This window comes from Hydrocarboniphaga daqingensis (assembly GCF_900129825.1).
Lineage (GTDB): Bacteria > Pseudomonadota > Gammaproteobacteria > Nevskiales > Nevskiaceae > Hydrocarboniphaga > Hydrocarboniphaga daqingensis.
Genome location: NZ_FQWZ01000001.1, coordinates 535,750 through 562,719 on the forward strand (window position 1 = coordinate 535,750; position 26,970 = coordinate 562,719).

Annotated in this window: 20 protein-coding genes and 1 tRNA gene; 13 read left to right on the forward strand and 8 right to left on the reverse strand. The window is 66.1% G+C overall.

What is annotated here, in order from left to right; all coding sequences use genetic code 11:
* Positions 1 to 44: 44 nt before the first annotated feature.
* The 3 genes from BUB09_RS02405 to hisI are packed head-to-tail and all read left to right on the forward strand — an operon-like array spanning position 45 to position 2,174.
* Positions 45 to 893, forward strand: a complete 849-nt coding sequence (locus BUB09_RS02405; RefSeq protein ID WP_072893563.1) for a 6-carboxytetrahydropterin synthase — start codon at positions 45 to 47, stop codon at positions 891 to 893.
* A gap of 50 nt (positions 894 to 943) precedes the next feature.
* Positions 944 to 1,639, forward strand: coding sequence for a hypothetical protein (locus BUB09_RS16870; RefSeq protein WP_072893566.1), 696 nt, complete (start codon positions 944 to 946; stop codon positions 1,637 to 1,639).
* Between the two features lie 52 nt (positions 1,640 to 1,691).
* The gene (hisI, locus tag BUB09_RS02415; protein WP_072893569.1) at positions 1,692 to 2,174 is read left to right on the forward strand and encodes a phosphoribosyl-AMP cyclohydrolase; all 483 of its coding nucleotides are present in this window, start codon (positions 1,692 to 1,694) and stop codon (positions 2,172 to 2,174) included.
* A gap of 13 nt (positions 2,175 to 2,187) precedes the next feature.
* On the opposite strand, the gene BUB09_RS02420 is transcribed toward hisI, so the two are convergent.
* The 3 genes from BUB09_RS02420 to BUB09_RS02430 are packed head-to-tail and all read right to left on the reverse strand — an operon-like array spanning position 2,188 to position 6,390.
* A complete protein-coding gene (locus BUB09_RS02420; protein WP_084083098.1) occupies positions 2,188 to 4,497 on the reverse strand; it encodes a DNA internalization-related competence protein ComEC/Rec2 in 2,310 nt (769 codons plus the stop codon).
* Positions 4,446 to 5,150: a lipoprotein-releasing ABC transporter ATP-binding protein LolD gene (gene lolD, locus BUB09_RS02425; protein ID WP_072893575.1), complete on the reverse strand. Its 705-nt coding sequence runs from the start codon at positions 5,148 to 5,150 to the stop codon at positions 4,446 to 4,448. Before lolD ends, BUB09_RS02420 begins: the two co-directional genes overlap by 52 nt.
* Positions 5,143 to 6,390: a lipoprotein-releasing ABC transporter permease subunit gene (locus tag BUB09_RS02430; protein ID WP_072893577.1), complete on the reverse strand. Its 1,248-nt coding sequence runs from the start codon at positions 6,388 to 6,390 to the stop codon at positions 5,143 to 5,145. The genes lolD and BUB09_RS02430 overlap by 8 nt, the downstream gene beginning before the upstream one ends.
* Before the next feature lie 156 nt (positions 6,391 to 6,546).
* On the opposite strand from BUB09_RS02430, the gene BUB09_RS02435 reads away from it, so the two are divergent.
* The 4 genes from BUB09_RS02435 (at position 6,547) to BUB09_RS02450 (ending at position 15,084) form a co-directional block, all read left to right on the forward strand.
* A complete protein-coding gene (locus tag BUB09_RS02435) occupies positions 6,547 to 6,867 on the forward strand; it encodes a hypothetical protein (RefSeq protein ID WP_072893580.1) in 321 nt (106 codons plus the stop codon).
* A 126-nt stretch (positions 6,868 to 6,993) separates the two neighbouring features.
* Positions 6,994 to 8,028, forward strand: coding sequence for an agmatine deiminase family protein (locus BUB09_RS02440; protein WP_072893583.1), 1,035 nt, complete (start codon positions 6,994 to 6,996; stop codon positions 8,026 to 8,028).
* 41 nt (positions 8,029 to 8,069) lie between these two features.
* The gene (locus tag BUB09_RS02445) at positions 8,070 to 8,963 is read left to right on the forward strand and encodes a carbon-nitrogen hydrolase (protein WP_072893586.1); all 894 of its coding nucleotides are present in this window, start codon (positions 8,070 to 8,072) and stop codon (positions 8,961 to 8,963) included.
* Positions 8,964 to 9,132: 169 nt separating this feature from the next.
* Positions 9,133 to 15,084: a myxosortase-dependent M36 family metallopeptidase gene (locus tag BUB09_RS02450; RefSeq protein WP_072893589.1), complete on the forward strand. Its 5,952-nt coding sequence runs from the start codon at positions 9,133 to 9,135 to the stop codon at positions 15,082 to 15,084.
* A gap of 112 nt (positions 15,085 to 15,196) precedes the next feature.
* Here the strand turns inward: BUB09_RS02450 and ald are convergent, their stop codons facing one another.
* Together ald and BUB09_RS02460 are read right to left on the reverse strand one after the other, a co-directional pair.
* Entirely contained in the window at positions 15,197 to 16,318 is a 1,122-nt protein-coding gene (ald, locus tag BUB09_RS02455) for an alanine dehydrogenase (RefSeq protein WP_072893592.1), read from the reverse strand.
* A gap of 114 nt (positions 16,319 to 16,432) precedes the next feature.
* The gene (locus BUB09_RS02460; protein ID WP_139250072.1) at positions 16,433 to 19,306 is read right to left on the reverse strand and encodes a beta strand repeat-containing protein; all 2,874 of its coding nucleotides are present in this window, start codon (positions 19,304 to 19,306) and stop codon (positions 16,433 to 16,435) included.
* Between the two features lie 142 nt (positions 19,307 to 19,448).
* On the opposite strand from BUB09_RS02460, the gene BUB09_RS02465 reads away from it, so the two are divergent.
* From BUB09_RS02465 to BUB09_RS02475, 3 genes are all read left to right on the forward strand, one after another.
* Positions 19,449 to 19,525 (forward strand) — tRNA-Arg (locus BUB09_RS02465).
* 177 nt (positions 19,526 to 19,702) lie between these two features.
* The gene (locus BUB09_RS02470) at positions 19,703 to 19,987 is read left to right on the forward strand and encodes a hypothetical protein (RefSeq protein WP_072893597.1); all 285 of its coding nucleotides are present in this window, start codon (positions 19,703 to 19,705) and stop codon (positions 19,985 to 19,987) included.
* Positions 19,984 to 20,484 (forward strand): RDD family protein, encoded by a 501-nt coding sequence (locus BUB09_RS02475; RefSeq protein WP_072893600.1) that lies wholly within the window; start codon positions 19,984 to 19,986, stop codon positions 20,482 to 20,484. The genes BUB09_RS02470 and BUB09_RS02475 overlap by 4 nt, the downstream gene beginning before the upstream one ends.
* A gap of 29 nt (positions 20,485 to 20,513) precedes the next feature.
* Here BUB09_RS02475 and BUB09_RS02480 read toward each other — a convergent pair whose 3' ends face one another.
* Genes BUB09_RS02480 through BUB09_RS02490 form a run of 3 tightly spaced genes read right to left on the reverse strand, consistent with a single transcriptional unit; the run spans position 20,514 to position 23,025 of the window.
* Positions 20,514 to 21,257, reverse strand: coding sequence for an amino acid ABC transporter ATP-binding protein (locus BUB09_RS02480; RefSeq protein WP_139250073.1), 744 nt, complete (start codon positions 21,255 to 21,257; stop codon positions 20,514 to 20,516).
* The gene (locus tag BUB09_RS02485; protein ID WP_072893603.1) at positions 21,250 to 22,197 is read right to left on the reverse strand and encodes an amino acid ABC transporter permease; all 948 of its coding nucleotides are present in this window, start codon (positions 22,195 to 22,197) and stop codon (positions 21,250 to 21,252) included. Before BUB09_RS02485 ends, BUB09_RS02480 begins: the two co-directional genes overlap by 8 nt.
* 9 nt (positions 22,198 to 22,206) lie before the next feature.
* Positions 22,207 to 23,025 (reverse strand): transporter substrate-binding domain-containing protein, encoded by an 819-nt coding sequence (locus tag BUB09_RS02490; protein ID WP_084083100.1) that lies wholly within the window; start codon positions 23,023 to 23,025, stop codon positions 22,207 to 22,209.
* Between the two features lie 132 nt (positions 23,026 to 23,157).
* Here BUB09_RS02490 and BUB09_RS02495 point away from each other — a divergent pair, with 132 nt between their 5' ends.
* The 3 genes from BUB09_RS02495 to astD are packed head-to-tail and all read left to right on the forward strand — an operon-like array spanning position 23,158 to position 26,898.
* The gene (locus BUB09_RS02495) at positions 23,158 to 24,375 is read left to right on the forward strand and encodes a hydrolase (RefSeq protein WP_072893606.1); all 1,218 of its coding nucleotides are present in this window, start codon (positions 23,158 to 23,160) and stop codon (positions 24,373 to 24,375) included.
* A gap of 31 nt (positions 24,376 to 24,406) precedes the next feature.
* Positions 24,407 to 25,432 (forward strand): arginine N-succinyltransferase, encoded by a 1,026-nt coding sequence (gene astA, locus BUB09_RS02500; protein ID WP_072893609.1) that lies wholly within the window; start codon positions 24,407 to 24,409, stop codon positions 25,430 to 25,432.
* An 11-nt stretch (positions 25,433 to 25,443) separates the two neighbouring features.
* Positions 25,444 to 26,898, forward strand: a complete 1,455-nt coding sequence (gene astD / locus BUB09_RS02505) for a succinylglutamate-semialdehyde dehydrogenase (protein WP_072894064.1) — start codon at positions 25,444 to 25,446, stop codon at positions 26,896 to 26,898.
* Positions 26,899 to 26,970: the final 72 nt, after the last annotated feature.

Here is a 26,970-nt window from a genome sequence, read left to right on the forward strand (position 1 = left end):
CGCCGATTCTATCAGGACGACCCCTCTGGGCCGTAAAATGGGCGATGACCAGCCTTTTCGTTGAACAACTGACGGTGATCGACTGCGCCTACCTCGACGCCACGCGCGGCTTGGTGGGTGAAAGCTGGATCGTCGATATCGAACTGATCGGCGACCTCGACGAGCAGTCGATGGTGCTCGACTTCGGCGAGGTCAAAAGGCGCATCAAGAAGGTGATCGATCAATCGGCCGACCACACGCTGATCGTGCCGCAGCAGGCCTCGGGTTTGAGCCTGCATCAGGCCGGCGAGCGCAGCAGCCTGTCGTTCCGAAGCGCTCGCGGCCTGATCGAACATCATTCCCCGTCAATCGCGCTGAGCGTCGCCGACGCCGATCGCATCGACGCCGCGGCCGTGGTCGCCTATCTGCAGCCCCGCGTGGCCTCCGTGCTGCCACCCAATGTCGACGAACTGCGGCTGAGCCTGCGCAGCGAACGAATCGACGGCGCGTTCTATCACTACGTCCATGGCTTGAAGAAGCATGACGGGCACTGCCAGCGCATCGCCCATGGCCACCGCTCGCGGATCCACATCGGTATCGGCGGGCAGCGGCAACCGACGCTCGAAGCCGCGCTGGCGCAGCGTTGGGCGGACATCTATCTGGGCACCATCGACGATCTGGTCGACAGCAGCGGCGGCCAATGCCGCTATGCCTACACCGCCGCCGAGGGCCGCTTCGAATTGGCGCTGCCGGCAGCCCACGTCGAAAATCTTCCCGGCGATACCACGGTCGAGCGTATCGCCGAGTGGATCGCGTCCGGCCGATGGCTGCCCGACGCGCCGGCAGCGCTGGAAGTCCGCGCCTACGAGGGTGTCATGAAGGGCGCCATTGCAAGACGCCCGATTGCCGCATAGCAGCAAGCAAAATTCACGTTCGATTCAGCCCAGGCTCTGATACTCGGAACATGAAAAAGTCCTTCCCGACCGCCTTCGTGTCCCGCCCGCTGAAATGGGCTGCTGTGGCTTGCGCGGTCGGGCTAACCGGCTGCGTCGGCTACTACCCCGATCCGTACGGAACCTCGCCACAGCCGTACTACGGTGGCGGCGGCGGTGGCGCGTACTACGACCCGTATTACGACAACGGCTACTACGGGCCGTCGTACAACAGCACCACGATCTACTACCAGACCTATTCGCCGGGCTATTACTACCGGCCCGGCTACGGCTACTACCCGCCGCCGCCGCGCCGTGGCGGTTATGGAGGCCACGACCGCGACGATCATCATGACCGCGACCGGAATCGGCATACCGATGACGTCAAGCGCAACTGGGCCGAACGCTTTGATCGCGACAAGGTGACCGGCAACAATCCGGGCCGCTATCCGCACGATCGCGACGACCGACGCAACGATGACCGCAACGGGCGCGACGATGACCGTCGCGGCCCTCCGCCCCGCCAGCAGCCGCCGCCGCGCGACTCGGGGCGTGGCAACGGCGGCAGTTGGTCGGATCGGATCTCGGGTGATACGCGGCCGGCTCCCCGGTTCGAAGCCCCGCGCGCCCAGCCGGTCGCGCCTCCGCCGCCGCGGCGTCAGGACGATCGAGACGGCAGCGACCGGAGCCGCGACGCCTGGCGTGACCGCCTGCGCAAGGCCGACTAGCGCCTCGCCGGTTGTGGGATAATCCGCGCCCGCTTTTTGACCGCCGCTTCCGATGAGCACTGCCGCCGACGTCCATTTCTTCCCCCGTCTGACGATCGAACAGGTCGAGGAAGGCCATGAGCTGGCGCCGAAGTTCGACGAGCATGGCCTGATGCCTTGCGTCACGACGGCCGCCGCAACCGGCGAAGTGCTGATGCTCGGCTATATGAATGCCGAGGCGCTGAAGCGCACGATTCTGACCGGCGAAGCCCATTACTACAGCCGCTCGCGCAAGACGCTCTGGCACAAGGGCGCGACCAGCCGCCTCGTGCAGAAAGTCGTCGATCTGCGCATCGACGACGACCAGGACGCGATCTGGCTGCGCGTCGAAGTCGCCGGTGACGCCAGCTGCCACGTCGGCTACCGCTCGTGCTTTTACCGGTCGATCCCGACCGGCGACGAAGGCGCCACCGGTGCGCTGCGCTTCGAGGAGCACGAAAAAACCTTCGATCCGAAGGCCGTTTACGGCGACGCGCCGAACCCGACGATCCTGTAACGCCGGTCCGGGCTCAGGGCTCGGCTGGCGCATTCCACCAGTGCGGCCACAGCCGTCGCTGCTCCGTCACGGTCCACCCGGTCGCTGACGGCGTCAGCTGCAACGCGCCGCTGACGCCGCTGGTCCATTGCCGGGCGCCGACCGCCCGATAACGAGCGACGACTTCGGGTCGCGGATGGCCGAAATGGCTGCGCCAAGCCGCGGAGTAGACCACCTCGGCCGGCGCCACCGCCTGGACGAAAGCGACACTCGACGAACTGCGGCTGCCATGGTGGGGCGCGATCAGCAGGTCGCTGGCCAAATCGGCGGCGTGCTGATCGATCAAGCGCCGCTCGGCCGCTTGCTCGATATCGCCGCTGAGCAGCACGCGATGTGGCGGCGTGCCAATGGCCAGCACGCAGGATCGATCGTTGTCGGTGCCCATCGTGTCCGCTGCCGGATGCAGCACTGCGAAGTGCACGCCGTCCCAGTCCCAGGACTCGCCTTCACGACAAGGACGACGGTCCGGCGCCCCGATCTCATCGACGATCGACAGACGCCGGCGCACCGCGCCCAAGCCGCCGATGTGGTCCTGGTCGTCATGCGAGATCACCAGCCTGTCGACACGCGGCAAGCCCTGCGCGAGTAAATAGGGCACGACGACCGACTCGCCGGCGTCGAATGCATCGTCGAAGGCGGGGCCGGTGTCGTACAGCAACACATGCGAGGCGGTCCGCACGACCACGGCGAGGCCTTGGCCAACGTCGAGTACGGTGACCTGCGGCGCCGCCGGTACGGCGGACGGGCTCGGCCACAGCAGCGGCAGCAGACACAACAGGCCCGGCCCGCGTAACGGCAAGCCGCGCGGCGCCAACAGCATCATCAGTCCGACCCCGGCGATCATCAGCAACAGCGGTGCAGGATTGGCGGCCCACCACAACGGATCGACGTGGTGTGCAACCCAAACCAAGCCGCGCTCCAACTCGGACAAGGCCGATGCAACCCAGCCCAGCAGCGGCAGATCGCCCGCCCAAGCTGACATCGACAGCGCGACACCGACCATCGCCAGCGGGGTCAGTACACCCACCAGCGGCACGGCCAGCAGATTGATGCCTGCGCCAGCCAGCGCCACACCCTGGAAGAACCACAGACTCAGCGGGATCAGCGACACGCTCAAAGCCAGTTGCACGCGCACGGCTTCCACTCCCAGTGCCGAACGCCCGATGCGCCCTGACGACACATAGAAAATCGTCGCCACCGCGGCAAAAGACAGCCACAGGCCGGGGGCCGCCAGCGACAGCGGATCGATCAGCAGCAACAGCGACCACGCCATCGCCAGGACCGGCCACGGTTGCCGCAGGCGGTCGAGCAGGCCGGCCATCAGCAGTAACAGCAGCATCACGGCGGCACGCTGGACCGGAGGCTCCCAGCCGGCCGCGAACGCGTAGCCCAGCGCCATGATCGCGGCCGCGATCATGCCGAGCTTCTGCGCGGGCAGTCGGCGGCACAGCGCCGGGCACAGTGACCACAACCAGCGGGCGACGACGAATGCAAAGCCCGCGACGATGGCGACGTTGAAGCCGGATACCGCGACCAAGTGCGTGGTCCCGGTCGCGCGGAATGCGTCCCACTGATCATGGCGAAGACCCGAATCGTCGCCGATCGCCAATGCGGCCAGCAGCGGCAGCCCGGGATGCCCGGGCAAGGCATCATGCAGATGATCGAGCACGCGCTGGCGCCAGCGCAGCCAGAACGGCACCGCTTGTGGCGGCCCGTCGCGGGTCGCATCGGATGGGCAACGCTCGGCACCTCGGACCGTCGCGACGGCCCCGATGTGTTGCCGGAACAGCCACCCCTCGTAGTCGAAGGCGCCGGGATTGACCGAGCCATGCGGCGTGCGCACGCGCAGCGTCAGCTGCCAGCACTCGCCACCGCGAAGTTCGGTATCGGCGCGATACCAGGACACACGCATCAACGGTAGCGCGGCGTCATCGGGACGGAACTGGAAGCGCCAGATCGGCTCGCTGCGGCCCCCGCCCTCGCTGCGCGCCGGCAGCGATGCGACATAGCCGCGCAGCGTCACTTCTTCGCCATGACGCGCGGGCGGCCAGCGCTGCGACATCCATTGCCCGGCTTGCCAGACGGTCCACAGCAAGGCCAGCAGCATCACCGCGTAGTCACGGCGCCAGCGCCACGGCAACAGCGCGGGCAGCGTGGCCGGCAGCAGCCAGCGCCATGACGGCAAAGCCGGCAGGGCGTGCACGATCAGCACGCCCAAGCTCACCGCCGCCGCTAGACGGGTGGCGCTTCCGGTTGCGCCAAACGCCCGGCGTCGAGCGTCCATAGGCGATCCATGCGGGCGGCAAGCTTCATGTCATGCGTCACCACGACCAGGCTGGTGCCCAGTTCGCGGTTCAATTCGAGCATCAAGTCGAACACCTTGTCGGCGGTGCGGGCGTCGAGATTGCCGGTGGGCTCGTCGGCCAGAACGCAGGCGGGACGCGTGACCAAGGCGCGCGCAACAGCGGCGCGCTGCCGCTCACCGCCGGACAGCTCGCCCGGCTTGTGTTCGAGCCGCTGTCCCAAGCCGACACGGTCCAGCAGATCGGCGGCCTGACGGCGAGCGCTGGCCGCCGGCTCGCGGCGGATCATCAGCGGCATCATCACGTTTTCGAGCGCGCTGAACTCCGGCAGCAGGTGATGAAACTGGTAGACGAAACCGAGGCGGCGATTGCGCAACACGCCACGCGCGGCGTCCGACAATTGCGACATCCGCTCGCCGGCGACCCAGACGTCGCCCCGCGTTGGCGCGTCGAGCCCGCCGAGCAAGTGCAGCAGCGTCGACTTGCCGCTGCCGGACGAGCCAACGATCGCGACGCGTTCGCCACGGCGCACGCTTAGATCGATGCCGTCGAGCACGTCGAGCTTCAGGCGGCCGTCGTCGAAGGTCTTGCCCAGGCCTTCGGCTTTCAGAATCGGCGTCTCGATGTCATTCATAGCGCAGGGCCTCGGCCGGCTGTACGCGCGATGCGCGCCACGCCGGATACAGCGTCGACAGTAAACCTAGCGCCAGCGACAGAATGCTGATCCGGATCACATCGTAAGACTTGAGCTCCGACGGCAGGTCGCTGATGTAGTAGACATCCGGCGACAGGAACTGCTGCCCGGTCAGCGACTGAAGCAGCAGCACCAGCCGCTCGAGGTTCAAGGCCAGCGCCACGCCGCCGACGACGCCGAACACGGTGCCGATGATGCCGATGATCGAGCCTTGCACCATGAAGATCGCCATGATCGAGCGCGGGGTGGCGCCGAGCGTGCGCAGGATCGCGATATCGGCCTGCTTGTCCTGCACGACCATCACCAGCGTCGAGACGATATTGAACGCGGCGACGCCGACGATCAGCGACAGGATGATGAACATCACGGTCTTCTCGATGGCCACGGCGCGGAAAAAGTTGGCGTGGCTGCGCGTCCAGTCGTTGACGTAGAACGTGCCCGACAACTGGCTGGCCAGCTCGCGCGCCACGGTCGGCGCACGGAACAAGTCGTGCAGCTTCAAGCGCACGCCGGTGACGTTGCTGCCCATCCGGTAGAGCGACTGCGCGTCGGCCATGTGGACCAGCACCAGTCCGCGGTCGAACTCGTACATGCCGATGCGGAAGATGCCGGCGACGTTGAACCGCCGGAAGCGCGGCAGCACGCCAGCCGGCGTGACGCTGGCGACCGGAATCATCAAATCGACCTTATCGCCGACGATCACGCCCAGCGACTCGGCCAGCTCCGAGCCCAGCACGATGTTGAACTCGCCGGGCTTAAGGTCGTCCAGCGACCCGACTTTCATATGCGTGCCGATTTCCGAAACCTTGTTCTCCTCGCTCGGCAGCACGCCGCGCAGCATCGTGCCCGACAGGCCCGAATCGAGCCTCAGCATGCCTTCGCCTTCGACGTAGGGGGCGACGGCTTCGACGTCAGGGTCCTGCATCGCGCTGGCGGCAACGGCGGGCCAGTCCGGGAGCGTCCCCTGATAGGCCGAGATCGTCGCGTGCGAGGCCATGCCCAGGATTCGTGTGCGCAGTTCGCGCTCGAAGCCGTTCATGACCGATAGCACAGCGATCAGGGCCGTCACGCCGATGCCGATGCCGAGCATCGATGCAAGCGAAATGAAGGAGATGAAATGATTGCGTCGCTTGGCGCGCGTATAGCGCAGGCCGGCGAACAGTTCGTATGGAAGGCGCATGGCGCGCGGATTACAACACAACCGATGCGCACGGCGGGTTGCAGATCGCGCATCGCTGCCGCTGGTCACGCACCTTGACGCGAAACGCGGTCCGGTCGGCTGGGTCCAAAGCGCGTTGTTATAGTCCGGCCCTGCCCGCCCGCCGACGCTGCCGCCATGAAAGTCCCGCTCGCCGCCCTGCTGTTTGCCGCCTGCCTGACGACGGCCGATGCCGAAACCTTGGCGTTGCCCGATGCGGGTGCCAGCTCGGCGGTGGACCTGCCCGGCCGCGGCGCGACGATGGCCGCCGTCGAGCGCCAGTACGGTGCACCGATGCGGCGCCACGCTGCCGTCGGCGGTGACCAACCGCAGCACCCGCCGATCACGCGCTGGGACTACGACGGGTTCGCCGTGTTCTTCGAGAACCAGCACGTGGTGGCCGCGGTGCGACCCGATGCGCCGGCACCGATCGTCAACCGCGAGGGGCTGGACCGCTAACCGCGGTCGCTCAGTGGCAGGGAACGGCGGCGCCGTTGGGGCTTCACCCCGCCGCCGGTGACGCGCAAACGTCAGCATGACAGTGTAAGGTCTCGGCCCCGCCGCCGGCCCCGGACTAGACCTGCGATGACACGCCGCTACCTGCCGCCCGAATGGGCACCCCAATCCGCTGTGATGCTGACGTGGCCGCGTGCCGATGGCGATTTCGCACGCCACTTCGACGCCGTCGAGCACAACTTCGTCGCCATAGCGGTCGCGATCACCCGCTTCCAGGACGTGCACATCAATTACGGGCTCGACCCGGCCGAGTTGCGTAACCGGCTGGTCCAGGCTGGAGCGCATCCGGCGCGCCTGCGCATCTATCGCATCGACAGCAACGACGTCTGGGCGCGTGACCACGGCCCGATCACGGTGCTCAGCGACGGTCGCCCGCTGCATCTGGACTTCGTGTTCAACGGCTGGGGCGGCAAGTTCAACGCCACCCTCGATACGCAACTGACGCGCAAGCTGGCCGATCTGGGTGCATGGACCGCGCCGGTGTCGACGCTCGACTTCGTGCTGGAAGGCGGCGGCATCGAAGTCGACGGCTGCGGCACTTTGCTGACCACCGAGCGCTGCTTGCTGGCGCCGACGCGCAACCCGGCGCTGAGCCGCGACCAGATCGAGGCCGTGCTCAAGCGCGAGTTCGGCGTCGAGCGTGTGCTATGGCTGCGCCACGGCGATCTGCTCGGCGACGACACCGACGGCCACATCGACACGATCGCGCGCTTCTGCGACGCCCACACGATCGCCTACCAAGCCTGCGACGATCAGTCCGACCCTCATTACGCCGACCTCAAGGCGATGGCCGACGAACTGGCCGCGTTCCGTACTCGTGATGGCAGCCCATATGACTTGGTGCCGCTGCCGCTGCCCGGTGCGATCCATGACGAGGACGGCCGCCGCCTGCCGGCCGGCTATGCCAACTTCCTGATTCTCAACGGTGCGGTGCTGGTACCGACCTACGGCGATGCCCATGACGAGCCGGCGCTGGACCGTCTGCGCGATGTGTTCGAAGACCGTGAGGTGATCGGCATCGACTGCCGCGCGCTGATTCAGCAATACGGCAGCCTGCACTGCGTCACCATGCAGATACCGGCCGCGCCGGCCGGGCGCAGCTGACGCTGCGCGCCGTCTGCACACAAACCGCTGGAGACAACCCGATGAGCCGCAGCAAGTCCTTGCGCGTCGGTATCGTGCAGCAGAGCTGCACCGCCGACCGCGACCATAACCTCGCCGTGTCGACCGCCGGCATCCGCGATGCCGCTGCGCGCGGCGCTCAGCTGGTGCTGCTGCAGGAACTGCACACCGGCCTGTATTTCTGCCAGCACGAGTCGACCGATCTGTTCGACCTGGCCGAGCCGATTCCCGGCCCGTCGACCGAGTTTCTCGGCGCGCTAGCGCGCGAGCTGGACATCGTGATCGTCGGCTCCTTGTTCGAGCGTCGCGCTCCGGGGCTGTACCACAACACGGCCGTGGTGCTCGAGCGCGACGGCAGCCTGGCGGGCAAGTACCGCAAGATGCACATCCCTGACGATCCGGGCTACTACGAGAAGTTCTACTTCACGCCGGGCGACCTCGGCTTTCAGCCGATCAGCACCAGCCTGGGCAAGCTCGGCGTGCTGGTCTGCTGGGACCAGTGGTACCCGGAAGCCGCGCGGCTGATGGCCCTGGCGGGCGCCGACCTGCTGTTCTATCCGACGGCGATCGGCTGGAATCCGGACGACCCCGCCGACGAGCAAGCGCGTCAGCGCGAGGCCTGGATCACGATCCAGCGCTCGCATGCGGTGGCCAACGGTCTGCCGGTCATCGTCGCCAATCGCACCGGACACGAACCCGATCCGACCGGCTCGCTGTCGGGCTCGCAGTTTTGGGGTTCGAGCTTCGCCGTCGGGCCTCAGGGCGAGTTCCTTGCCCAAGCGGGGACCGACTCGCAGGAAGTGCTGGTGGTCGATGTCGACCTGGCGCGCTCCGAGAACGTGCGCCGCTGGTGGCCGTTCCTGCGCGACCGGCGCATCGACGCCTATGGCGATCTGGTCCGCCGGTTCCGCGACTGATTCAGCGGCCGGCAAAGCCGACCAATCGTGAACAAAACATCGTCATGGTGACCATCGGCGGCATCTGCCGTCCTCACTTGGCTTAAGTGTTGCTGCACTTCTCCGGCCTGTTGTAGGCGCAACGCCATCGCAGGGGATGGCGGCTGCACTAGGGTTCCAGGGAGGATGTATGCATCGTCGGATTGCCGTGGCCGCTGCGGCCGGTCTTTTTTCGTGCGCCACTGCTTATGCGGCTCAGGTGCCTACCGGCCTGCAAGGGCCGGTGAATCTCGACCTGTCCTATCCGGCCGACGAGCCTGCCTCCGCACAGACCGGGGTGGACCCTGCGCTGAGCGCACGCCAAAAGCTCGTCGACAGCCACCGTCTACGCCGCGGCAGTAACGGCTCGTCATTCGACCGGCGACTGAAGACGCCGAGTTTCTTGTGGGCGCGTGAGGGCTTGGTGGCCACGGCGCCGATGATGCTCGACCGCCCGAGCATGATCGAAGCCGCCGGGCGCGATGCGCTGGCAAAGGAGGCCTTTGCACTCGGCATCGATGCCACGACCATCAGTCAGGCGCGGCTGACCCAGATTCATGACACCGGGCGCGGCCCGCTGATCGCCAGTTTCGTCCAGACCGTGGCCGGCGACGAGGTGTTTGGCCGCCGTCTGGCCGTGGCGATGGACGCCCGGTTCAATGTCATCGCCACGTCCGGCTACTTCCTGCCGATGTCGCAGGCGGCGCGGGATCAAGCCGCATCCGACCCCTACTCGGTGACACCGCAGCAGGCCGTCAGCACGGCCTTTGCCGATCTGGGCGGCACGATCGCCAGCAGCCAGTTGACCGAAGTCGGCAGCAGCGGCAGCTACCGCTACTTCGCACCCGCCGCCTCCAACGTCGATTACCACTTGGTCGGCAACGTGCGCGCCAAGCCGGTCCGCTTCGTCATCGACGACCAGGTGCAGACCGCTTACTACTTGGAACTGTCAGCGGCCACCGTCGACGGTTATCGCGACGACCAGTACGCCTACGTGGTGTCGGCGGTCGACGGCCGGGTGCTGTTCCGCCGCAACATGGAACAGCACGAATCGTTCGGCTACCAGGCGATGGCCGACAGCGCCAACATCAACCAACCCTTCGACCACCCGCTGGGCAATCAATACCTGCCGGTGCCGTCGCTGGACCCGAAAGCCACTTATGTCCGCGTTCCGGCCACGTCCAACCTGGTGACGCTGCAGAGCAGCCCGCTGATCGCCAGCGGCGATCCCTGGCTTGCAGCCGGCGCGACCGTCACGTCAGGCAACAACGTCAACGCCTATCTCGATCTGTCGTCGCCGGACGGTTTCCAGCCGGCACGCGGCGATCTACAGCCTACCGTCACCGGCACGCGCGTATTCGATTATCCGGTCGCGGTCGATACCGACCCGACGACGCCTGCGGCGCGGGCTGCAGCAGCGGTCAACCTGTTCTACTTGAACAACTGGCTGCACGACGCCTGGTATGCATCCGGCTTCGACGAAGCCTCCGGCAACGCCCAGAGCCAGAACTACGGCCGCGGCGGCATCGGCGGTGATCCGATCCTGGCGCAAGGGCAGGATTACTCCGGCACCAACAACGCCAACATGTCGACTCCGGCCGACGGCTCGTCGCCGCGAATGCAGATGTATCTGTTCGACGGCATCTTCAGCGGCGCGCTGACGATCGTATCGCCCGCGATCGGCGATCTAGCCGCGGCACCGGCGACGTTCGGCCCCAAGAGCTTCGATCTGACGCAGGACGTGGTCGCCTATCTGGACGACACCGCGCCCACCACCGACGCCTGCACTGCCGCAACCAATGCAGTCGCGCTCAGCGGCAAGATCGCGCTGATCGATCGCGGCAACTGCGACTTCACCGTCAAGGTCGGCAACGCACAAGCTGCCGGGGCTGCCGGCGTGATCATGGTCAACAACGTTCCCGGTGAAGCGCCGTTTACCTTCGGTGCCGCCGACACGACGATCACGATCCCGTCGCTGATGACCACGTTTGATGACGGGCTGCGCGTGCGTGACGCGCTCGCCAGCGGCCCTGTCACTGCACGTCTGCTGCGCAATGCATCGACGCCGCTCGACGGCACGCTCGACAACGGCATCATCGCGCACGAGTTCTTCCACTACGTCAGCAACCGCTTGGTCAACGACGGCTCGGGCCTGTCGAACACGCAAGGCGGCAGCATGGGCGAAGGCTGGAGCGATGTCGCCGCGCTGCTGCTGTCGGTACGCGAAGAAGATCGCGCTGTTATCGGCAACGACCGCTATCAAGGCGCTTACAGCCTGGGTTACTACGTGCTCAACGACGCCTACTTCGGCATCCGTCGCGCACCGTATTCGACCCAGTTCGCGGTCAATCCGCTGACGTTCAAGTACATCGAAAACGGCGTCCCGCTGCCGACGACCGCTCCGCTGGCGTTCGGCAGCGATGGCGCCAGCAATGCCGAAGTACACAACGCCGGCGAGATCTGGGTTGCCGCGCTGTGGGACGCCTACGCCAGCTTGCTCAACGACAGCCGCTACACGTTTGCGCAAGCGCGCACGCGGATGCAGGACTATCTGATCGCCGGTCTGAAACTGACGCCGACGTCGCCGACATTCACCGAAGCGCGCGACGCGATCCTGGCAGCGGCCATCGCCACCGACGCGCAGGACTTCGACCTGTTCAACGCCGCCTTCGCGCGGCGCGGCATGGGCCTGTACGCCGTGTCGGCGCCGCGCAACAGCCGCAGCAACGCGGGCGTCATCGAAAGCTTCGTCAGCCAGTCGGCGCCGCCGCTGACCGCCACGGCGCGCTTCGATCTGAGCATCCAGGACGCCAACGGCAGCTACTGCGATACCGACAGCGTGCTCGATGCCGGCGAGTCGGCCTTGCTGACCGTCAGCATGCCGATCGGCACCAGTGGCGGGCTGGTCGATGGCACCGTGGCCACCGTAAGCGAACTCGGCAGCGGCCATCTGAGCTTCGTCGACGGCAACGCCTTGTCGCTGCTGCCCGACAATGCCGGCAATGTGGTCGGATCGCTGCGCGTCAAACTCGGCAGCGGGTCGGCTGCGCCGTACTCGTTCCCGATCGAAGTCGCACTGCCTGAACTCGGGCCGACCGTGGTCGCCCAGTTCCCCAGCAGCACGCCAGCCGGCGACACCTTGGCGCCGTACTACACGGCGACTGTCAATTACGACTTGGTGTCGTTCAATCGCGCGAGCGACGACATCGAGCAGATCCAGGCCAGCGCCAACGACTGGGTCATCAGCCAGACGGGCGTCACGCCGACGATTCGCATCGCCGACTTCAACAGTTCGTTCGGCACCGGCTCGCTGTGGTGGGCGCCGAGCAGCGATCTGCAGTCGGAAAGCCTGCTGACGTCACCGCCGATCAGCGTGACGGCACTGGGCAACTTCTCACTGTCGTTCGATCACTACTACGCGTTCTCCGACAGCAACGGCAGCGTGCCGCCCACCGGCGCCGACGGCGGCGTGATCGAAATCAGCGTCGATGGCCGACCGTGGGTTGATGTCACCACGCTGGCGACGTTCACCGCCGGCGGCTACAACGGCACGCTGAGCACCGGGTCGACGTCGCGTGCTGGCTATGTCGGCAGCAACCGGCAAATGACCCGCGCCACGCTCGACTTCGGCACCTCGGTTGCCGGCAGTTCGATCCGGTTGCGCTTCCATCAGTTCAGCAATGCCGGCGTCGGCAACATCGGCTGGTTGGTGGACAACGCCGGCGTCAACTCGATCGCCGTCCCGCCGTTCAGCAGCGTCGCGACGGAAGATGGCGTCTGCGTGGCGCGGCCCCCGTACGCCGATGCCGGCGCCGACTTCAGCGCGCCGTCGTTCTACGCCGACGGCAGCGGGCCCGTGGTCGTCACGCTGCAAGGCAAGGCCAGCGACGCCGACGGCACCAGCAGCCTGCGCTATCAATGGACGCAGGTGTCCGGCATCGCCGTGACGCTGAACAATCCCACGACGCTGACGCCAAGCTTCAACGCACCGGTCGTCACCTCCAATCGCCAATTGGTGTTCCAGTTGACCGTGTCGGACGGCAGCAGCCAAAGCCGCGATTCGGTCACGGTGACGATCACGCCGTCGAACCAGGCTCCGATCGCCAATGCAGGCCCCGATAGCAGTGGCTTCACTGGTGCGCCCGTCGCGCTCAGCGGCGCCGGTTCATCCGACCCCGACGGCAGCATCAGCCTGTACCAGTGGACCCAGACCGCCGGGCCGACCGTCGTGTTGTCCGGCGCCACCAGCGCCGCGCCTCAGTTCACACCCAGCCAGGCCGGTGTCTACGGCTTTACGCTGACCGTGACCGACAACGGCGGCTTGACGGCGACCGATAGCGTGCAGGTCATCGTGCAAGCCAAGCCGGTCGCCAATGCCGGCGCCGACGCGACCGTGCTGACCGGTGCGACCGTCACGCTCGACGGCAGCGGCTCCAGCGATGCCGACGGCAGCATCACCCGCTACGCCTGGACCCAGGCCGCCGGCCCGAGCGTCGCCATCACCAATGCCGGCAGCGCCAAGGCGACATTCAAGCCGACGGCGGCGGGCACCTATGGGTTCACCCTGATGGTCACCGACAACGATGGCAACTCGGCAAGCGACACGCTGACGATCACCGTCGTCGCCGCGCCGGTCGCCGATGCGGGTAGCGATGCCACGGTTGCCGCCGGCTCGTTGGTCACGCTCGATGGCTCCGGCTCGTCAGACCCCGATGGCAGCATCAGCCAGTACCAGTGGACGCAGTCGGCCGGCCCGACGGCGGTGCTGTCGGGCGCCAACAACGTCCGCGCACAGTTCACGCCCAACCAAGCCGGCGTCTATGCGTTCACGCTGACGGTAACCGACAACGACGGCTACAGCAGCCAGGATTCGGTGACGGTCACGGTACAAGCGCCCCCGGTCGCCAATGCCGGCAGCAATCAGTCGGTCTATCTAGGGGCGCAGGTGCTGCTCGACGGCAGTGCGTCCCGCGATCCCGACGGCACGATCCAGCGCTACAGCTGGACGCAGATCGCCGGCACCGCAGTGACCTTGAGCAATGCCGCCACGGCGACGCCCAGCTTCACGGCATCGCTGCCGGGGAGCTTCGGCTTTGCGCTGACGGTGACCGACAACGACGGCCGCACGGCCAGCAGTTCGGTGACCGTGAGCGTGCTGACGCTGCCGATGGCGGACGCCGGCGCCGATCAGAGCCTGCGCGCACCGACGCCGGTCACGCTGGACGGCAGCCGCTCCAGTGACGCCGATGGCGATCTGCTGCGTTACCTCTGGAGCCAGACGGCGGGCACTGCCGTGACGCTGCGTGATGCCGCCACACCGCGCGCGCAGTTCGATGCGGTCAGCGGCGGGGAATATCAGTTCGCGCTGACGGTGACCGACGCCAGCGGCAACGTCGCCCGCGATACGGTGACGATCAGCGTGCTCGCGCCGCTGGTCGCACCGACGGCGGCTGCCGGCAGCGATGCGCGGCTGGTCATCGGTCAGACGCTGACGTTGGACGCATCGACCTCGATCGGCGGCAGTAGCGCGATCAGCGGCTATCAGTGGACGCAGACCGCAGGCCCAACGGCCAGCCTCAGCGCCACGGACACCGCCCAGATCAGCATGACGTCCGACAAGCCCGGCATCGTTTCGATGCTACTGACGGTGACCAATGCCGAAGGCCTCAGCGCATCGGATACGGTCATCGTTACCGTGATCGCACCGCCGGTGGTCGATACGCCCGATACCTTGCCGGCAACGGCCGGCAACAGCGTGGCGCTGGTGGGCACGGCCAGCGACGTGGACGGTAGCATCGCCGGCTACAGCTGGCGCCAGGTATCCGGGCCGACCGTTGCACTGCGCGATGCCGACACGGCGTCGGCGAGCTTCACGCCCAGCAGTGCCGGCACCTATGTGTTCGAACTGACCGTCACCGACAGTGACGGCTTGTCGACCACCTCGTCGACGACCGTGCTTGTCAGCCCCGCACCGTCGAATCAGGACGATGGCAATAGCGGGAGTGGCGGAGGTGGCGCGTTCGGCTCAGGCAGCTTGCTGGTGCTGATCGGCGCGCTGGCACTGCGTCGGCGCTATCCGGCCCGGTCCGCAACCGGACGCTAGCCCGACAACACAGCCGATGCCGACCGCTGCCGGGTCGGCATCGGTCGGCATTGGAAACCGGGGGATCGCGGTGCGCGCAGCGGATGCGCGCCGAAGTATCAAGCAGCGCCAATCAGGCGCGGCCGAGCGCCTCGAGCGCCGGCTGATACGGCAGAGCCAGCGCCTCGGCGACGGCTTGATAGGTCAGACGACCGGCATGGACATTAAGTCCTGCCAGCAGATGCGGGTCGTCGAGCAGCGCCTTGCGATAGCCCTTGTCGGCCAGCGCCACCGCGAACGGCATCGTTGCATTGGTCAGCGCGAACGTCGACGTGCGGGCGACGCCGCCCGGCATATTGGCGACGCAGTAATGCACGACGCCCTCTTCGACATACGTCGGATTCTGATGCGTCGTCGGCCGCGACGTCTCGAAGCAACCGCCTTGATCGATCGCGACATCGACGACGACTGCGCCGGGCTTCATCGCACGCAGATGGCGGCGCGTGACCAGCTTCGGCGCCGCTGCACCCGGCACCAGCACCGCACCGATCACCAGATCGGCATGCGCGGTGTAGTGCTCCAGTGCATCGACGGTCGAATAGATCGTATTCAAGCGGCCGTCGAACAACGAGTCGAGATAGTTCAGGCGCGGCAGCGAGCGATCCAGGATCGTCACATGCGCGCCCATGCCCACGGCGATCCGCGCCGCGTTGTAGCCGACGACGCCGCCACCGATCACCAGCACATCGGCCGGCGCCACACCGGGCACGCCACCGAGCAATACACCGTTGCCGCCCTGCGCCTTTTCCATCGCATGGGCTCCGGCCTGTATCGACATGCGCCCGGCGACTTCACTCATCGGGGCCAGCAGCGGCAGCCCGCCACGCGCATCCGTCACGGTTTCATAGGCAATCGCGACACAGCCGCTGTCGATCAGCGCGTGCGTCTGCTCGGGATCAGGCGCCAGATGCAGATAAGTAAACAACACTTGTCCGGGGCGGAGCATCCGGCATTCGATCGGCTGCGGCTCTTTGACCTTGATGATCATTTCGGCACGCGCGAATACTTCTTGCGCGGTGTCGACGATCTCGGCACCGGCACTGCGATAGGCCTCGTCGCTGAGGCCGATACCGATACCGGCGCTGGACTGAATCAGCACCTGATGGCCGTGCGCTCGAAGCTCTTTGACGCCGGCCGGCGTCAGGCCCACGCGATATTCGTGGACTTTGATTTCCTTCGGTGTGCCGATCAGCATCGCGATACTCCCGATTCAGAGGCAGCGATTATTTCATGCGGTCTGGGCTGGGGCCTGAAGGAAGTCCCCTGCTGCCGCTACGCGATCACGATCGCAGCGGCAGCAGGCGTCACATCAGTTCGCGGTGACCGGGAACGTGTACAGCGTGCTGACACCCAGCGGCGATGTAACGGTAATCGTGACGACGCCATTGCCGGGAATGCCGGTACCGGTCAACGTGAAGCCATAAGCCGTTCCGGCCGAATTGGCATTGGTATCGACCTGCGTGAACTCGGCAGGCGCTTCGATCGTGCCATAGGAGCTGGTGGCGGTAATCGTCGTGTCGCCGGCCATGTTCTGCCCTGCACTGTCCTGCACCCGGATCGTGAACGAGCGCGCGGTCGTGGCTGCCATCGTGATGCTGGTTGGCCCGGTGATCACGGCCGACGAACTCGACGCGACAATGACGATGCTGTCGGTCACGAACAGCGTCTTGGCCGTATCGCAGCCGCTATTGCATAAAGGCCCGGTAAACGTACCGCCGGCGGCATCGAAACTGCCGTTGCCGTTGAAATCGACGAAGGGCTCGGCCAACGGATTGCGGGTGCCGTTTTCGTCGTTGTCGAGAAACGGCTCGGCGATGTCGCCGAACGGTTCGCCGGCATCGTACTGACCGTTGCCATTGAGGTCGGTAAAGCTCTCTTCACCGATCGCCGTCGCCAGGATCGTGTAGCGGTGATCCCCAACGCGAGGACTCTGGCTGCTGAAGATCACCGAACAGGCACCACCGACCGTGATGCAACTCGGCTCGATCGCTCCGCCTTCGCTGGTGAAGCTGACCGCGGTGCCATCCGGCACGGGATTGTTGAAGCGGTCCGCCAGGCGTGCGGTGATCGTCGACTCGATGCCGTCGCGATCGTTACCTTCGATGTTCAACTTGGTCGCCGACAGCGAGAAGCTGTCCTGGTCGGCGATGCCGGTGGAAATCACCAGCGCGTCGCTGCGCGCGATCACCGTGGTCGCGCCACTGACAGCGGTCGCGGTGACCCGCACCGTGGTTTGCACGGTGCCCGACGACACCGCGACCTGCACATTGCCATTGCTGTCAGACACGGCCGTCGTACGATCGAGCTTGATGCCGCCGACCGTCGTATCGAGCGAGAAGCTGACCGTCTGATTCGGCAGCGCCGTGCCCTGGTTGTCGAGCACTTTGAAGCTCAGCGTCGCGGTCTCGGGCTGGCCCACGCCAGTGCCCTTGATGCTGAGATTGGCGCTGGACGCCCCGAGGAAATTGATCGACGTCAGGGGCCCACCGGCGGGCGGTGCGCTGACCGTCGTGCTGAACACCACCGATGCGGAGGCCGACGTCACGACGCCGCGCGGCGTCGTCACCTTGACCGTGAACACGCCGCTGGTGGACTTGTCTTGATCGTCTGGCGGCTTGACGACGAAGCCGTACGCGAACGGGCCGTTGAACGCGCTGCAGGCCTGCGTATAGCTGCTATCGCCGACGATGCTGCCGAACGAGGTCGTCGCCTCGATCGTGGTCTGTCCCGGCATCGGTTGTCCGGCACTGTCGCCGACGACGACCTGCACGAACTTGGCACCATTGCTCAAGTCGATCGTGGTCGGCGCAATCGTAATGTCCGCCGTCGAACCCGACATGATGATCGGCGCCGAAGCGCGCACCGATAGGGAGCTGGCCGCATCGCAGCCGCTGTCGCACAGCACGCCGGTGAAGTTGCCGCTGGCCGCATCGAAGCCGCCGCTGTTATTGAAGTCGACGAATTCTTCGTTGGCATCGCGCGTGCCATTCTCATTCTTGTCGAGAAACGCCTCACCGAGATCGCCAAAGGTTTCGCCGCTGTTGTAGCGACCGTTGCCGTTGGTGTCGGTAAAACTTTCCTCACCCACCGCGGTGGCCAGAATCGTTACGCGATGGTCGCTGGTGCGCGGGCTCGCCGACGTGAAGTCGACTGTGCAGCCGCCGGCGATGGTCAGGCACTGCGGCTGGACTTGGCCACCTTCGGCCCGGAAGCTGATCGCGGTACCGTCCGGCACCGGGTTGTTGAAACGGTCGGCGGCCAGAATGTTGACGCTGGTTTTGGTGCCGTCGTAATCGCCGCCTTCGATATTGAAGCAGCCGATGCTGATCGAGAAGCTGTCCTGGTCGGCCAGACCGGTCGAAATCACCAGCGAATCGGACTGAGCCGGCGGAATCGCCGCCACCGCATTGCCGCTGTCGTCGACGACCACGGCCGTGATCCGCACGCTGGTGGCGACGGTGCCGGCATTGACCGTCGTCTGTACGACGCCGGACGAATCGGTCGTGCCCGAGGCCGGAGTCAATGTGATGCCGCCCGCTGTGGTGTCCAGCGAAAACGCGACCCGCTGCCCCGGCACCGGGCCGCCGGCATTGTTGGTCACCGAAAACTTGACCACCGAGGTCTGAGGATTGCCGGTGCCCTTGATCCGGATGCTGTTGGGTGCCGCCGATACGAACTGCACGGCGCTCGGCGGTGCGGCCTCGACGGTGATCGAACCGCTGGCCGTCACGGTCGAGCCACCGACGACGGCGGTGGCCGTGATCACATCGTTCTGCGCACAGCCGCGCGCCGAATACGTGGCGGATGCCGAGCCGTTGATCGAGCTGGCGGGGTTGGGCGTGATGCTGGAACTGGACTGACTCAGGCACTGCGACGAAAACGTCACCGCGACCGATTCGGTGACCAGCGCATTGGCGTTGGCGATATCGACGATGTCGACCCGCAAGCCCGAGCTGCCGCCTGCCGGTAGCGGCGATTGCGCCACCGCGATGGCGCCCGACGAAAAGCTCGTGCCCTGGAGCACGCCCAGCCGATAAACCGGCGTGTTGGTCCCGCTACCGCCGCCTGAACCACCGCCGCTGCCGCCGCCGCTGTTGTCACCGACGAAGCCGGCGTCGCCGCCACCACAGGCGGTCAGCAGCAGCGCCGAACACCACAACCCGAATCCAACGGCTCGACGCATCTTCATCCCCATCATGGTGGCAAGCACTCCAAAGGGCGCTGCGACTCTATCGCGCGCCCGGTCATCGCAACAACACAGCAAGGACATCGCAGACCGACCGCCGCTTGGGTCGGGACGTCGCGCTCGCTTAAACTGGCGAGACGTCTCCGTAGCTCAGCTGGATAGAGCGCACGCCTCCTAAGCGTGAGGTCGCAGGTTCAAATCCCGCCGGGGACGCCATACACGTCATGCAGGAGCGCCGTCGATGTTGCATGGGGCTAGCCTCGCGGATGCAGCCCGGCGATGGATCACGATGCGGACGAGCGGCGCCTGCGGCCCGTGCTACCGGTTCGACCCGGGCTGGCGGCCGCGCGGATGATACGCTCGGCGGCAGGCACCGCTTGCCATGGAATCCAGATGAGCAAAATCGCAGCGCGCAGCTTCAAGGGAGGCCAGGTGAAGCTCGATGGCACGCACTTTGACGGCTGCGAATTCGACGGCTGCACGCTGATCTACTCCGGAGGCGAGCTGCCTCAGTTCAGCAGCTGCACATTCGCCAATGTTCAGTTCGGACTCGATGGCGCCGCGGCGCGAACAGCGTCCTACATGCGCATGACCTACAAAGCCGGTGCCAGTGCCGCGGTGCGCGAATGGATGCCCGAGCTGTTCCGGACCCGCACCCAGCATCTGGGGACGACATGAGCGCCCCGGACTTTGACATCGCATCAAGCCGCGCCACCGATGACGGCACGCTGGAATACGTCGGCTTCTGGGTTCGCGTCGGCGCATCGCTGATCGACACCGCATTGGTGATCGCGCTGACCACGCCGTTGATCCATTGGGCTTACGGCGACACGTACTGGAGCAACACCTCGTTCTACAAGGGACCGGCCGATCTGCTGATCAGCTATCTGCTGCCGATCATGGCCGTGCTGTGGTTCTGGATCGCGCGCCAGGCAACGCCGGGCAAGATGCTGTTCGGCGCGCAGATCGTCGATGCCCGCACCGGCGGCAAACCCACGGTCGGCCAGCTGCTGCTGCGCTACATCGGCTATTACCCGTCGATCTTCGTCGGCTTTCTCGGCTTGATGTGGGTCGGCTGGGACGCACGCAAGCAAGGCTGGCACGACAAGATCGCCAATACCGTTGTCGTCAGGCGACGCAAGCGCGGTATCCAGCCGGTGCGCTTCGACGGCTGACCGGGCGCGGCGCGCTGCGCCGCGAGGCGCTACTTCAGAACTTGACCGAGGAATGCGCGAAGCCGGTCATGGCTCGGCGCATCGAAGAACGGCTGTGGCGGCGCTTCATGCTGGATCTGGCCGCCGTCCATGAAGATCACGCGATGGGCAACCGCGCGGGCAAAGCCCATCTCGTGCGTGACGACGCACATCGTCATGCCTTCGCGCGCCAGATCCTTCATCACCTCGAGCACTTCGCCGACCATTTCAGGATCGAGCGCGCTGGTGGGCTCGTCGAACAGCATGATCGTCGGCTGCATCGCCAATGCGCGTGCGATGGCAACGCGCTGCTGCTGGCCGCCGGACAGCTGGCCAGGATGCACGTGCGCCTTGTCGGCGAGGCCGACTTTCTGCAGCAACTTCTCGGCACGGCTGCGCGCCTCGTCCAGCGGACGCTTCGACACCCGCATCGGCGCCAGCATCACGTTTTCGAGCGCGGTCATATGCGGAAACAGATTGAACTGCTGGAACACCATGCCGACCTGCGTGCGCAAGCGATTCAAGTCGGTACTGCGTGCATGGACCGATACGCCGTCGACCATCACCTCACCGCTGGTGATCGATTCCATCGCGTTGAGCGTGCGCAGCAGCGTCGACTTACCCGAGCCGCTGGGGCCGATGATGCAGACCACTTCACCCCGGCTGACTTGCAGATCGACGCCTTTGAGCGCCTGCGTGCCATTCGGGTAGCACTTGGTCACCGCAGTGGCGCGGATCAAGGCCTTGTCATTCATGCGCCAGCCTCTTCTCCAGACGACGAACCAAATAGGACAGCGTGCCGGTCAGCGCCAGATACATCAGTGCGACCGTGAACCAGACTTCGAACGGCCGGAAGTTGGAGCTGATGATTTCGCGGCCGGCCTTGGTCAGGTCGGTCAGCGCCATCACGGATACCAGCGACGAGTCCTTGATCAAGTTAATGAACTGCCCGGCCAGCGAGGGCAAGGTTTTCTTCAGGGCCTGCGGCAACACCACGTAGCGCATTGCCTGGGCATAGCTCATGCCCAAGCTGCGTGAGGCTTCCATCTGCCCACGCGGTACCGACTCGATGCCGCTGCGGATAATCTCGGCGATGTAGGCACCGGTAAAGACTGCCAGTGCCACCACGCCAGCCGTGAACGCCGACAACTGCAGCACGGTGCCGATGAAGAAGTAGACGATGAAAATCTGCACCAGCAGCGGCGTGCCGCGGATCAGTTCGACATAGTTGCTCGACAGCTGACGCGCCGCCGGGTTGTCGGCCACGCGGCCGAGACCGGCGACCAGACCGAACAACAGCGCGAACACCAACGACACCGCCGACAGCTTCAGCGTCATCCACAAGCCGATCAGCAGAATGCCCGGACGCAAACCCGCTTGATACGCGAGCAGGTCATCACGAAAAACGAGGTCGCCGCTCTCGGCGTAGGCCTGCTCGAAGTCGGTGTACGAGGCGCTGCGCTCGCCGCCGTACTCGGTCAGCGACAGCGTTTTGCCGTCGGGCGTGATCGTGACATAGGCATCAAACGGCGCCAGCAACTCCTGACCACTGGTGCTGACCAGATACTGCGGCACGTCGCGCCAGTTCCAGTCGTAATGGACACGCACCGACATGCCCCAGATGCCGGCCACCAAGCCGACCAGCACCAGCGCATAGACGCCGTACCAAAAGCCGCGGGATCGATCCTGCTTCATCGTCTGCCCTCAATTGACCAGCTTGAGCCAGGCGGTGCGCTCGAACCACTTGCCGTACAGCGCGTCGTAGGCCTTGTCCTGACGCACGCCGGCCAGGAACTCGTTGAGCCAGGCGCGCCATTCCGGGTCGTTCTTGCGGATCGCCCAGCCCAGTTCCTCGCGCGTGAACGGCTTGGGCAGCAGCACCAGTTGGCCCGGATTGCGCGCCACGTAGACCGCGTTGTACGGCAGGTCGTACACGAACGCGGCAGCGCGACCGCCACGCACCTGCAGCAGCGCTTCGGCCTCGGTTTCGAACTTCATCAACTGCGCCTTGGGCAGATACTCGGCGGCAGCAAGATCGCCGGTGGTGCCAAGCTTGGTGGCGATCACGTAGCGCGGATCATTCAGGTCATCGACGCTCTTGACCGTATCCGCCAGCTTCGCCTGCATGATCACGCTCTGCCCGATCACGATGTACGGGTCAGCGAAGTCGACCTGCTGCGCGCGCTCCTCGGTGATCGTCATGCCCGACATCAGCACGTCGAACTTGGCGGTCAGCAGCGCCGGGATGATGCCGTCCCATTGCGTGTTGACGATCGTCAGCTTGACGCCGAGCTTGCGCGCCATCAGCTTGGCCATGTCGACGTCGAAGCCGATGATGCCGCCGCGCTTGTCCCGCATCTCGAACGGCATGTAGCCCGCTTCGAGCCCGACGCGCAGCTCACCCCGCGCGCGAATCTGCTGCAAGGCACCGTCGGCTGGCGTTTGAGCCCGTGCCTGCCAGGCGCAAGCGAGCAGCAACAGGCTCAGAAGGCCCTGATGCCATCGTGATGTCGAAGCCTTCATGCCGCCCCCTCGTGGTCCGTCTTACAGCCTAGCATCGGTCATGCCGTGTGGGCCGCAGTGAAACTACCCAAGCGGCCCCAGCGGCCGCGCACTACGATACCGGCCCATCTCTCTTCGCAAGAAGTGGCTGCCATGGCGGACCCCCGTCCCGAGCTGCAGTGGATAGCCGAGCAACAGGGTGCATCGCGCGCTGCCCTGCTGCATCTGGCTCAGATCAACTCCGGCAGTTTCAATGCCGATGGCGTGGCCGCGGTCGCTGACGCGCTGGAGCCGCACTTTGCGCCACTGGCGGGGCCGGGCGAGCGCATCGAGCTGGCGGCTTACACCTCCACCGCCGACGACGGCAGCCTGCGCGAGCGGCGCATCGGACCCGCCGTGCGCTGGCGCCAACGACCCGACGCGCCGCTGCAAGTGCTGCTGTGCGGCCACATGGACACCGTCTACGGCATCGACAGCCCGTTCCAGCAGGTGCGTGCGCTCGACGAGGACCGGCTCAATGGACCGGGCGTTGCCGACCTCAAAGGCGGATTGCTGGTGATGTCGCTGGCGCTGGCGGCGCTGGAGCGCTCGCCGCATCGCGATCGAATCGGCTGGACCGTGCTGCTGAATCCTGACGAGGAAATCGGCAGCCGCGGCTCGGCGCCGCTGCTGGCGCGCGCGGCCACGCAACACCATCTGGGCCTGATCTATGAGCCGGCCTATGCCGATGGCAACCTCGCCTCGTCGCGCAAAGGCAGCGGCAACTTCGACCTGATCGTCCACGGCCGCGCCGCGCACGCGGGTCGCAACCCGGGCGACGGCCGCAATGCCGTCGTCGCCGCCAGCGAACTGATCGCACGGCTGTACGCGCTCAACGGCCAGCGCGACGGCCTGACCGTCAACCCTGCGTACGTCCACGGCGGCGGCGCGTTGAACATCGTGCCCGAGCGTTGCGTGTTCAAGTTCAACGTGCGGACGACGCAGCCGGACGATGAAGCGTGGCTGATGCAGCAGCTGGCGACCATGCAGCAGGACATCGACGGGCGCGACGGTTATACGCTCGAAATCCGAGGCGGCTTCACGCGCCCACCGAAAGTGTTCGACGATGCCCATCAGCGACTGGCCGCGATGATCGATGACTGCGGTCGACAGCTCGGGCTCGATCTGCAATTCAAGCCGACGGGCGGCTGCTGCGACGGCAACAACCTGGCCGCCTGCGGATTGCCGAATATCGACAACCTCGGTGTCGTCGGCGGCGAGATCCATTCCGACCGCGAGTGGATGCGCGTATCGAGCCTGGTCGAGCGCGCACAACTGTCGGCGCTGCTGCTGCTGCGCTTGGCCGATGGCGAACTGACGTGGTCCGCCTGAACCCCGCCCCGCGATCCAACGGAACGACCCCATGAACGTGATCCGCCCGATCCGTATCGACGACCTTGATGCACTGCTGACGATGGCGCAGTCCGCCGGTGCCGGCTTTACCTCGCTGCCGCCGTACCCGGACTTTCTGCGGCAGAAGATCGAGCTGTCGCTGCACAGCTTCGCGCACAGCGTGGTCGCGCCCGGCCATGAGCGCTATCTGTTCGTGCTCGAAGACAGCCGCACCGGCCAGGTCGGCGGCTGCTGCGCGATCGAAGCGGCCTGCGGACTCGACGAGCCGTTCTACAACTATCACGTCGGCGTCACCGTGCACGCCAACCGCGAGCTGAAGGTCTACAACCGGATACCGACGCTGCATCTGTCGAACGACTACACGGCGACCTCGGTGCTGTGCTCGCTGTATCTGCAACCCGGCTTCCGCGCTGGCGGCGCGGGACGCCTGCTGTCGAAGTGTCGCTTCCTGTTCATGGGCAATTTCCCGGAGCGTTTTGCCGACAAGGTGATCGCCGAAATGCGCGGCGTGTCGGACGACGCGGGACGCTCGCCGTTTTGGGAAGGCTTGGGCCGGCACTTCTTCAGCATCGACTACAGCGAAGCCGAGCACATCGTCGGCATGGGCAACAAGGCAGTGATCGCCGAGCTGATGCCGCCGCATCCGATCTACTCGGTGCTACTGCCCAAGGAAGCGCAGGAAGTCATGGGGCGCGTGCATCCGCAAACTGCACCCGCGCTGCACTTGCTCGAACAGGAAGGGTTTCGCTATCAGGGCTACATCGATATCTTCGACGGCGGACCCACCGTCGAGGCGCCGCTGATGGACATCCGCACGATCCGCAAATCGCAAGTGCTGCCCTGCCGCATCATCGTCGGCGCACCAGCGTCGGGGCCGACGCATCTGGTGGCCAATACGCAGCTGCAGGACTTCCGCTGCACGCTCACGCCGCTGGCATCGCCATCGGCTGATGCCGACCATCTGGTGATCAGCGCCGAATTGGCCGAGGCGCTGCGCGTGAGTTCTGGCGACGCGCTGCGCGTGGTGGCGCTGTGAGCAGCGGCTGGCTGTACATCAATGGCGCGCGCCAGATGGGCAGCGGCGCCGAGTTCGTCAGCCTCGACCCGGCGACAGCCGACGCGGTGTGGGAAGGCAACGCGGCCAGCAGCAGCGACGTGCAGCGTGCGGTCGACGCGGCACGCGCCGCACTGCCGGCCTGGGCGGCGCTGCCGTTCGCCGAGCGTGAAGCGGTCACGCGACGCTTTGCCGAACAGTTGAGCGCGCATCAAGAACCGCTGGCCAAAATCATCAGCCAGGAGACCGGCAAGCCGCTGTGGGAGACGCGCACCGAAGTCGCGACGATGATCGGCAAGATCGAGCTGTCGGTGCGCGCCAACCGCGAACGCACCGGCGAGCGGGACACCGAATCCGGCGGCGTGCGCCAGATGCTGCGTCATCGTCCGCACGGCGTGGTCGCGGTGTTCGGCCCGTACAACTTCCCCGGCCATCTACCCAACGGCCACATCGTACCGGCGCTGCTGGCCGGCAACTGCGTGATCTTCAAGCCCAGCGAGCTGACGCCGCGCGTTGCCGAAGAAACCGTGATGTTGTGGGAGGCGGCCGGCATACCGCCCGGCGTGCTGCAACTGCTGCAAGGCGAGCGTGCCACCGGCGAAGCGCTGGCCCAGCATGCCGATCTCGACGGCCTGTTCTTCACCGGCAGCTCGCGTACCGGCCTGCTGCTGCAGCAACAGTTCGCTGCGCATCCCGGCAAGATCCTGGCGCTGGAGATGGGCGGCAACAACCCGCTGGTGGTCGGCGACATCGAGCGCGTCGCGCCAGCGGTCTACGACATCATTCAGTCGGCTTATCTGTCGTCGGGCCAGCGCTGTACCTGCGCGCGACGCTTGTACGTGCCGCGCGGCCACGCTGGCGACGCGCTGGTCGACGCGCTGCTCGCAGCGATCGGCCGCATCAAGGTCGGCGCTCCCGATGCCGATCCGCAGCCGTTCATGGGCCCGTTGATCTCGGTCCGCGCCGCCGACCAGATGCTGGCCGCCCAAACCCAGCTGATCGCACTGGGCGCCGAACCGCTGGCGGCGATGAAGCGTCTGCCATGGGGCGCTGCCTATCTGACGCCCGCGCTGCTGGATGTCACCGCCATCGAGCATCTGCCCGACGAGGAATACTTCGGCCCGCTGTTGCAGCTGGTGCGCTACGACACATTCGATCAAGCGCTGCGGCTGGCCAACCGCACGCGCTACGGGCTGTCGGCGGCGCTGCTCAGTGATTCGGCCGATCAGTGGGCGCAGTTTGCCGCGACGATCCGCGCCGGCATCATCAACTGGAATCGACAGACCACCGGCGCCTCGGGCGCGGCGCCGTTCGGCGGTGTCGGGCAGTCGGGCAACCATCGGCCCAGCGCGTACTACGCCGCCGACTACTGCGCCTACCCGGTGGCGATGATGGCCAGCGAGCGCAGCGAACTACCGGCGCAGCTGACACCGGGTATCGAGCTGTAGCGGCATTGGCGGACGAGCACGGCTCGTCCGCACCGACCTGCTCCAGAGAACCGGCGGGCCATCGCCCGGCAT